Below are 10,295 nucleotides of genomic sequence, written 5' to 3' on the forward strand. Positions count from 1 at the left end.
GTGTCCAAGCTGCGCGGACCGCTGGCTGTCGAGGGCGGCGTCACCGGCGCCGACCGTTCGCTCGAGAACGGCCTCAAGCTGCCCGGCGAAGCCGACGACTTCCTGATCGCGATCGGCCAGCAGCCGCCGGAATCGCAGCAGATCGACGTGCTGAACATCTTCAACGACACCAGCAAGGAAGATGTCGGCGGCGTCATGACCGAGACGACGCTCACCGGCTTCAACATGGCTGACGATCTGAGCCTGGGGCTTGGTGTGACCGGCGATCCGACCTTCGGTGAATCCGGCTTCTTCCCAGGTGGCATCAGCTTCGGGCGCATCAGCGTCGACTCGAATGGCGATTTCGGCACCGACGACACCAAGAGCACCATCGAGGTGGTCAACCTGATGCTCGGCGAGGGCAACGACGAGCTCGTCATCGAAGGCACGCTCAATCCTGCGCCGCCGGTTCAGGTGACGAACACGTTCGACGTAACGGCATCCGGAGCCAATGGCGGCACCATCGTGCGCACCGGCTTCGACTGGAAAGCCATGGGCTTCCTCGTCGGCCAAACGGTGAAGATCGACAACCTGGCGGGCGTCTGGACGATCCTCGCCATCAATGATGCGCTGATCGATCCGGCCAATCCGGCCGAAGGCGCGGATCCGAATGACAACTCGATCCTGGTTCTGGGCGGACCGACGCTCGTCGGTGTGGCGGACGGGTCGCATACGATCACCGCTTTCGACAAGGATGTGATCACGCCGAACAAGTCGGTGGATGTGGCCAGCACGACGGCGGGTGGCATCATCACGCGCACCGACGGCGGCAACTGGGCCGGCTTTGCGGTCGGAGACTTTATCTCGATCGATGAGGATTTTGCGAAGGGCGAGTATCAGATCGTGGCGATCGCCGGCGCGGTCATGCACGTCATCGGCGGGCAACTCGCGCCGGTCTCGGAAGCGCCGCGCACGATCAATCGCATCAACCCGGTGACCAATGCCGTGCTGCAGACCGTGGTGGCCGAAGTCGACGTCGACCCGACCTATACCGGCGGCATCGTCACGCGCCAGGACGGCGTCAACTGGGCCGATGAAGGCTACCTCGCCGGACATCTGGTGACCATGGTCGATGCCGACGGCAAGCGCGACTTCCGCATCATCGAGATCTCGCAAGACGGCTTCTCGCTGACGCTCGAAGGTGCGCCGCTGGCGACGCAAAACGACGCGGTGAAGAGCTTCTATGTGCAAGGCCAGCATGGCGGGCTGACGCTCGTTCATGGCGGCGGCAACATGTATCTGGAAAGCGCCGGCCCGATGAACATCGCCGCCGGAACCGGTGGACAGATCATCGTCACCCGTCAGGACGGCCGCGACTGGTCGGAGGACCGCTATCAGGTCGGCCAGGTGATCCAGCTTGCGGGCGAGACCTATACGCGCACCATTCTGGCGATCGCCGACGCGACTCTGCCGGCGCCTGCCAACTCCGCGCTGACATGGGGTGACGGCAGTGTGCTGGTGCTCAGCGCACCGAACACACGCGCCGGCCAGCCAGCCGGCACCGTGCTCGCGCCCAACGCGTTCAACATCTATGCCGAGCGTTCGCTGCACGTCGCAGAGCCGCGCGTCATCACCGGGACGGCGACCGTCAACATCGCCACCAACAGCCTGACACGCAGCGCCGGCAGCTGGCTGGCGGATGGCTTCCATGTGGGCCAGAAGGTGCAACTGAGCGGCTTTGCCGGCACGTTCACCATCCAGGCGCTCAATGCGACCGTGATGACCCTGCAGAGCGTTGCGCTGACGCCGAAAGTCGGCGTTGCGATGACCGTTTCCGGTACCGACGTCACGCTGGACGGCGGCGCCCGCATCGGCGGCGACCACATTGTCGTCACCGGCGGCGCCGGACCGAACTCGCCGCTGGTCATCTATGGCGACACCGGCCAGGACGGCATCTGGTATTCCGGCCAGGCGCACAACGTTTTGGGTATGGAATTCGGCGAGAAGCCGTTCGATCCGTTCCCGGAACTGCAGGACGGCGAGAATGAGGATGACGAGTGGGTGTTCCCGCTCGCCAATCGCTACAAGTTCGCCGGCAACGACATCATCGACGCCAGCGCCTTGTTCGCCGGCACGCCATCGGCAAACCTGCCGAGCGTCGGCCTGACGATCTATGGCGGCGCGGGCAACGACACGATCTACGGCAGCCAGGCTGGCGATCATCTTGCCGGCGGTTCCGGCGACGACCTGATCATCGGCAACCGCGGCACCGACCACATCTATGGCGACAGCGGCGTGAACGTGAACATCTTCACGCGCCAGCTGTTCATCGATACGGTCGATAACAGTCCGTTGCCTTCGGCAAATCCGGACACCGACACCAACGGCACGACGATCAAGCCGGTCAAGTCGTCGGTTCGTGACCTGATGGATGCGGGCGACGACCTGATCTTCGGCGATGGCGCCTCGCATCTCGGCTATGGGCCGAGTTCGGTCGCGGCTGCCGGCGTGCTGGGCGACTTCGACGACATCATCTTCGCCGATCACGGCGTGATCGAAATGTTCGTCGACGATCCGAACTTGCCGTCGGCTTTGAAGCAGCGCATCCAGACGACCGAGCTGGTGCTGGTCACCGGCATCAAATCGGCCGAACTGCAGAATGGCGGCGACGATGTGGTGTTCGGCGGCCTCGACCGCGACGTCATCGTGGGCGGCGCCGGGCATGATCTGCTCGACGGTGACCAGCAAGACGATCGCGTCTTTGGCGACAACGTCTACATGTCGCGCCAGGGCGGCGCTGACGGCAACCTGTTGGACGATACGTTCAGCCTGCGCTTCCAGACGCTGGCCGGAACTTTGCTGTACAGCCGTACCGACCGGCCGATGCCGGCCGGCCTCGGCACGGTCAATGCCGACAACAGCGGCCTGCTGCTGGTCGACAGTACCGCTCGGCGGTATCGCGATCCGGACGGTGCTCCGTGGTGGAGCGAGTATTCGGTCGACTACGCGGCGCTGCATACCTTCGCCTTCGACGAGGGCACGGTCGGCGTCGGCAGCTTCGGTAACGACTACATCGCTGGCAGCGAAGGCCATGACGAACTGTTCGGTCAGCTCGGCCATGACGTGGTGCAGGGCGACGGCGGCATCGAGCTGGCCTTTGCCGGCACCTCGCATGTCGGCGCATCGCGCACATCCGGCGGCGTCACCGATCCGATCGGTCCGCTCACGGTGATCGCCTCCTTCACGGCGGCGACTGACGGCCAGGACTACATCGAAGGCGGCGGCGGTGACGACCAGATATTCGGCGGTCTCGGCCAGGATGATCTGATCGGTGGGTCCTCGTCCTTCTTCAGCCTCACTGATCCGAATGCGCGGCCCGACGGAGACGACTACATTTTCGGCGGCGCCGGCATCGAGATCGACCGCAATGACGACAATTTGCCGAATGACGGCACGCTGATCAATTCGCGCTTTGCTCGCGATGCCGACTCCATGATCGGCGACAACGGCAACATCGTGCGGATCGTCGGTGTCAATCACACCGACATCAATCCGAACGGCACGGCCGGCCAACAGCTCTATGTCCAGTTCAATTACGACGTGAACGACCCGGCGCGCGCCGGTGGCGAGCGTCTCGTCGTGCGCGGCATCCATCTGCTCGACTACACGCCGGGCGGCCCGGACTTCCGTCCGGACCTGTTCTCCAAGAACAACCCGAACGATCCCGCCTATCGCAGCGAATTCGGCATATGGGCCAAGCAGGACATCGGTGGCCATGATGAGTTCCATGGCGAGACCGGTGACGACACCGCCTATGGCGGCGGCGGCCATGACCGGATGTTCGGCGATGCCGAGAATGACGACTTGATCGGCGGTTGGGGCAATGACTGGATCTCCGGTGGTACCGGTGAGGACGGCATCCTGGGCGACGACGGCCGCATCTTCACCAGCCGCAACAGCGCGACCTACGGCGAAAGCCTGTTCGGCGTGCTGCCGCTGCTGGCGACCGATCCGGATACGCGCACCAGCCAGGGCGATGTGCTCAACGAGTTCATCTACACGCCCGGACAGGTGCAGACCGAGACGATCAATGTCGGCGGCAAGATGAAGAAGGCGGTCGACCTGACGCCATACAATCTGACGCCAAATGCGCAGGGCGGCGACAATCCGCTGTTCGACGCCAATGTCGTCGACGACATCATTTTCGGCGGCCTGGGTGACGACTTCATCCATGGCGGTTCCGGCGACGATGCGGTCGGCGGCGGCGAAGCCCTGCCGGAGTCCTACACGCAGCGCTTCGACGCGGCGGGCAATGTCGTGGGCATCGTGCGCACCGACTTCTCGCGGCCGTGGAATCCTGGCGACGTACTGAAGTTTGGTCCTGACAGCGATCCCTGGAACGCACCGAAGCCGGTGCAGAGCCGGCTCGGCGAGTTCTTCCTCTACGACGAGTACGATCCGCGCCGGACGATCATGTTCAACGCCGATGGTTCGGTATGGAAGGCCGGCACGCCGCCTATCGCGCGCCAGTATTTCCTCAACCTCGTCGACAATGAAGGACCGCTGGTCAACGGCGCGATCGCTTTTGCGCCGAACGGCACGCCGACGGCGTTTGCGCAGCGCAACACCGACGGCAACGATGCGGTCTTTGGTGACCTGGGCAATGACTGGATCGTTGGCGGTACCGGCCGCGACCACATCTATGGCGGCTGGGGCAACGACCTCATGAACGCCGACGATGTACTCTCGACCAACAACTGGCTGAACGACCAGCCAGAGACGCATCCAATGTATGAGGACCGCGTTTTCGGCGGGGCAGGGCTCGACATCCTGATCGGCAACACCGGTGGCGACCGCCTGATTGATTGGGTCGGCGAGTTCAACAGCTACCTGGTGCCGTTCGCACCGTTCGGTATCGCGACGGTAAGCCGGCAGGTGCCGCCGCAACTGTTCGACTTCCTTTACGCGCAGGCATTCAGCGACGGTGTCGACATCACCCGCACCGCCGACACTGGCAGCATCAACGGGGACGACAAGTACAGCCACGTCCATATGTTCATGGGCGGCGTGGAAGGCGAAATCGGCCTGATCACCCAGAAGGATCATGGCTTCTGGCAGGATCAGACCGGCGGTCCGACGGATCCCCAGGCGGGCAACATCCCCGGCGGCAAGCGCGACGTGTTGCGCACGGCCGACTTCAATGATGGCAACGCCAAGGTCGTGGCGGTCGACGAGGGCAATTTCGCCGTCACCAGCGGTAAGCTCACCGTTCAGTCGGCGAGCACTTGGGACCAGGCAGCCGCGGTTCTCTATCTCGACGCCTATACGCCGATCTACTACGAGATCGCGGCGACCTTGACGACCGATAAGCCGACGGCCGGCTGGAAAGCCAACTCCTACATCATCTTCGACTACTACTCGCCGACAGATTTCAAATATGCCGGCATCAACATCTCGAACGACCAGATCGAGATGGGCTACCGCGACGCCAGCGGCTGGCATCAGTTGGTCAAGTCCAACAAGCCGGTGCAGCTCAAGGCAAACCAGGCTTACGATGTCCTGCTCGCGGTCAACGGCACGAACGCGACTTTGACCGTGGCTGGCGTGAATTGGTTCAGCTACACCTTCGCGCCGCGCATCCTCGAGGGCCAGCCGGTGGCGCTGAACAAGGGCCTCGTCGGTGTCGGCAACAGCGGCTCGAAGGGTACGGTGGACAACTTCCGTGTCCAGGTCTTGCCGCCCCAGATCACGCTCGACTACGCAGCCGAGTTCGACGCGCCGCCGACCTATCCGATGTCGAAGACCGCAGCTCAAGGCTGGACGCTCTCGGGCGGCAGGCTGAACGCGGCGGCCGGCGCCGGCACCAACCTGCTGGATGTCGGCCCGGCGATCGGGGCGGACGCCTATCTGGAACTGACGGCGAAGTTGAAGACCGCCGGCACCGGTGGCATCGTCTTCGATTACTACGGCGCCAACGACTACAAGTTCGTCACGCTGGATGTGGCGGCCCAGAAGGTTCTGGTTGGACACGTGACGTCGAAAGGCGGCACGGCGATCGATCAAAGCTTTGCCCGCACGCTCAGTTCAACGACGGACTATGAAGTCCAGTTGACCATACGTGGCGCTGCCGTCTCGATCACCGTCAACGGCGCATTCGTCGGCAGCTATGGCTTCAACTCAGCCGTTGCCGATGGCGAGTTCGGCCTGGTGACAGGCAATGCCGGGGCGTCCTTCGACCGGCTGCAGGTCCGCACCAACGCCTCGGCGTTCAGCACCAGCTCCAATCAGCTGGCACTGGCTTCGCCCGGCCAGGCGGGAGACACAGCAACGGCGGTCGGCGTCGATCAGGCCAGGGCGATGCTGGCGCAGGCGATGGCGATCTGGTCGGCCAGCGGCCAACTGGACGCGACAGAGCTTGCAAAACTGTCGAGCCTGGATGTGCAGGTCGTCGATCTGCCTGGCATGGCGCTGGCACAGTCGGTGTTCGGCGCCGTGCTGATCGACCGCAACGCGGCCGGAAATGGCTGGTTCGTTGACCTGTCACCTCTCGACAGCAGCGAGTTCCAGCTCGATGCATCCGGCCACCTGACGGCGTTGCCCGGCGGCGCGGCCGAGGGGCGGATGGACCTGCTGTCGGTACTGATCCACGAAATCGGCCATCAGGCGGGCCTCGATCACGATGACGACGAGACGGGCGTGATGTCGGCTGAGTTGGCCGTCGGCGAGCGCCGGCTGCCGGAGGCCGGATCGGCTGGTGAGGAGGTTGAAACGCAGCTCTTCCATGATGGCCTGGGCGTCTTTGTCGGCGCCAAGGAGCATGGATTGCTTCAGAGCGCTGGCATCGCCCCGGCTCAGGCGGTCGGAGACGTCACCACGATCTCGGCCGCAAGAGCTTCAGGCGATGCGGCGGCGGTAGCGAACTCCGACTCTGAGGCCGATGCAAGCGCGAAACCCGGCGATATCGTGCTGACAGGGGTTACTTCCGGCCTGCAGCCAAGCAGCCAGCCCGACTGGGTGTTTGACGAAACCAGCGGAACCTTCGTTGCCGCGCAGGATCGGCAGCAGGACCGTCCGCATCATGCGGCGCCTGATGCGGATCACGACGATGGCGACGCGGCTTCGGACGACCTCAACGGTCTCGCCGAATGGAGCAACCGCAAGGGGCTGCTGTCGCGCCTGTCCAGTCTGTTTGGAGTACGCTGAGACAATGATGACGGCGCAGTTCATACATTTCGCGAACTGCGTCCGCCGCCTCGAAACGGGTGTCCATGGCCGATAGCATCCTTGAAGGTGACACTCGCAGGATGCTGGATGATACCGGCATCGTCAGCTACAGCGTTCTAGACCAGGCGCTGTGGACACGCTTCCGTGCTGCCGGGACGTCTGATGAGTTCATCGGCGCATGGCTGGGCCTTCTGTGCCGCCAGCTACCCGATGCCTCCGCGGCAGCCCTGGTGCTCGGGGAAGCCGATGCCGGGCCTTATGTGCTGGCCGCCGCATGGCCGAACTCACAGTCGCCGGCCGGCGGGCTTCTCGGCGCCGCCGAAATGGCGACAGGAAAGCGTCAGGGCGTCAGTGTATCGGGTCCGGCAGACGACACACAGATCATCGCGTCCCCGATCCTCATCGACGGACATCTGTTCGGCGCCTGTGCCGTTGCCGTGAAGCGAAACGACGCTGCCTTCACCGACATCATGCGCAAGATCCAGTGGGCCTGCGGCTGGGTGGAAGTGCATGTGCGCCGCGGCATGAGCGATCAGAGCGAACAGGCGGCGCAGCGCAGTCGCTTTGCGTTCGACATGCTGGCGACGGTGATTGAGAAGAAGCAGTACAAGAGCGCCTGCACCGCGCTCGTTACAGAACTCGCCATGCGGTTGAATTGCGACCCGGTCGCTATTGGCGTGATGCGCCGGCGCTGGACGCGCGTTGCGGCGGTGTCCCACTCGGCGGCATTCGACAGCAAGGTCAGTTTCATGCGTGACGTCGCCGCGGCGATGGACGAGGCGATCGACCAGCGGGCCGTGGTCGTCGCGCCATCGCGCGAGGGGCAGGAATATCGCGTCAGCCTCGCGCACGAAGCCTTGACGCGCCAGCACAAGAACGGCGCTGCCCTGACCGTGCCGCTGCAAAGCAACGGCCGGATGACGGGCGCGCTCACTTTCCTGCGGCCCGTCGACGCGCGCTTTGACCAGGAGACGATCTACCTTTGCGACGCAGTTGCGGCCGTGGTCGGACCGGTCCTCGAGGAAAAACGCCGCAACGACCGAACCATCTTCACCAAGGCGCTCGAGGCAGGCTGGATCCAGATCAAGCGGCTGCTTGGCCCACGCTTCATCGGCCGCAAGATCGTGACGCTGGCCGCGGTGGCGATCGCCGCCTACCTCAGCGTCGCCACCTCGCCCTATGCGGTAACGGCGCCTGCTGTCATTCGCGGCTCGGTGCAGCGAACAATCGTCGCCCCATTCAGTGGCTATGTTCTGTCGGAATTCGCCAAGGCAGGCGAAACGGTGCGCAAGGATCAACTGCTGGCGCAGCTCGACGATCAGGACCTTAATTTCGAGCGGCTGCGGCTGGTCACCACCAAGGCTCAGAAAGAAACGGAATTTGACCGCGCGCTGGCGCGTGGCGAGCGCGCCGAAAGCCAGATCATCGAGGCCCAGATCAAGCAGGCGGACGCGCAACTGTCGCTGATCGACGAACAACTGCGTCGCACCCGCCTGGTGGCGCCGTTTGACGGATTTATTGTCTCCGGCGACCTGTCGCAATCGGTCGGCGCGGCGGTCGAGCGTGGCCAGGAATTGTTTCACATCGCGCCGCTCGATGCTTACCGCGTGGTGCTGGAAGTCGACGAAAGCGACATCGAAGACATCAAGATCGGCCAGACCGGCCAGTTGCGGGTCAGCGCATTGCCGAGGGAGCCGCTGACGTACAGGATCGAACAGATCACCTCTGTCTCGCGACAGGGCAACGGCCGCAACTCATTCATGGTAGAGGCTTCTCTCGCCGGGTCCCCCGAGCGGCTACGTCCCGGCATGGAGGGCGTCAGCAAGACCCATGTGGATGAACGGCTGCTGTTCTTCGTCCATACCCAGAAGATGATCGACTGGCTGCGCCTGACCCTCTGGCGCTGGGCGGGCTGAGCATGGACAGGAGCTATTTCAGTTCGTCCTGGTATCGCGTCGCGCAATTGAAGCCGCGGCTGCGAAGCCAGGTGAGCATCCACCGCACGATCTTCCGCGGCCAGGTCTGGTATGTGATGCAGGACCGGACTTCGGGCCGTTTTCATCGTTTCACGCCGGAGGCCTATTTCATCATCAGCCTGATGACCGGCCGACGCACCATGCAGGAAGTATGGGACAGCGCCTGCGAACGCCTCGATGAAAAGGTCATCACACAGGACGCGGTGATCCGCCTTTTGGGGCAGCTTCACGCTTCAGATGTGCTGTTCGGTGACATTCCGCCTGACATTGAGGAAATCGCCGACCGCGCCAGCAAGCAGCACAACCGTAAACTTCTGTCGAAATTCGCCAATCCGCTGGCGATTCGCGTCGGGCTGTTCGATCCGGACGAATTCCTGAACGCTACCTATCCGCTGGTGCGGCCGTTCCTGTCCTGGTTTGGCGGCGTCGCCTTCCTGGTGCTGGTTGCCTATTCGATTTTCCTTGCTGCGATGAACTGGCAGGCGCTGACCGGCGACGTGACCGACCGGGTTCTCTCGGCCGAGAATATCGTGCTGATCCTGATTGCCTATCCCTTCATCAAGGCCTTGCATGAACTCGGGCATGCCTATGCCGTCAAGCGCTGGGGCGGCGAAGTGCACGAGATCGGCGTGATGCTGCTCGTGTTCATGCCGGTGCCCTATGTCGATGCGTCGGAGAGCCTTGCATTCCGGGACAAGTGGCAGCGCGCACTGGTGGGGGCGGCAGGCATTATCGTCGAGGGGCTGTTGGCCTGTCTGGCGTTGATCGTCTGGCTGAACGCCGAGCCCGGACTGGTGCGCGCCTTCGCTTTCAACGTGATGCTCATCGGCGGCATTTCGACCTTGCTGTTCAACGGCAATCCGCTGCTGCGCTTTGACGGTTACTACGTCCTGAGCGACGTTCTCGAGATACCGAACCTTGGTCAGCGCGCGACCAAATATCTCGGCTATGTGGTGCAGCGGTATCTGTTCGGCATCGAAAGCGCCGAAACGCCGGCAACCGCACAAGGCGAAGAGTTCTGGCTTTTCAGCTACGGCGTCGCCGCGTTCTTCTACCGGATCGGCGTCATGGTGGCGATCGTCACACTGGTCAGCCAGCGCTTCTTCGTCGTCGGCA

Annotated in this window: 3 protein-coding genes; all 3 read left to right on the forward strand. The window is 63.5% G+C overall.

What is annotated here, in order from left to right:
* A partial coding sequence (locus EN745_RS21235; protein ID WP_127422177.1) for a matrixin family metalloprotease occupies window positions 1-7,182 on the forward strand: 7,182 nt, incomplete at its 5' end.
* Window positions 7,183-7,247: 65 nt separating this feature from the next.
* Entirely contained in the window at window positions 7,248-9,119 is a 1,872-nt protein-coding gene (locus EN745_RS21240; RefSeq protein ID WP_127422178.1) for an HlyD family efflux transporter periplasmic adaptor subunit, read from the forward strand.
* Between the two features lie 2 nt (window positions 9,120-9,121).
* Window positions 9,122-10,295, forward strand: a 1,174-nt coding sequence (locus EN745_RS21245; RefSeq protein ID WP_348630971.1) for a site-2 protease family protein, incomplete at its 3' end; no start/stop codon positions are given.

Origin of the sequence: Mesorhizobium sp. M4A.F.Ca.ET.022.05.2.1 (genome assembly GCF_003998845.1) — a bacterium.
GTDB lineage: Bacteria > Pseudomonadota > Alphaproteobacteria > Rhizobiales > Rhizobiaceae > Mesorhizobium.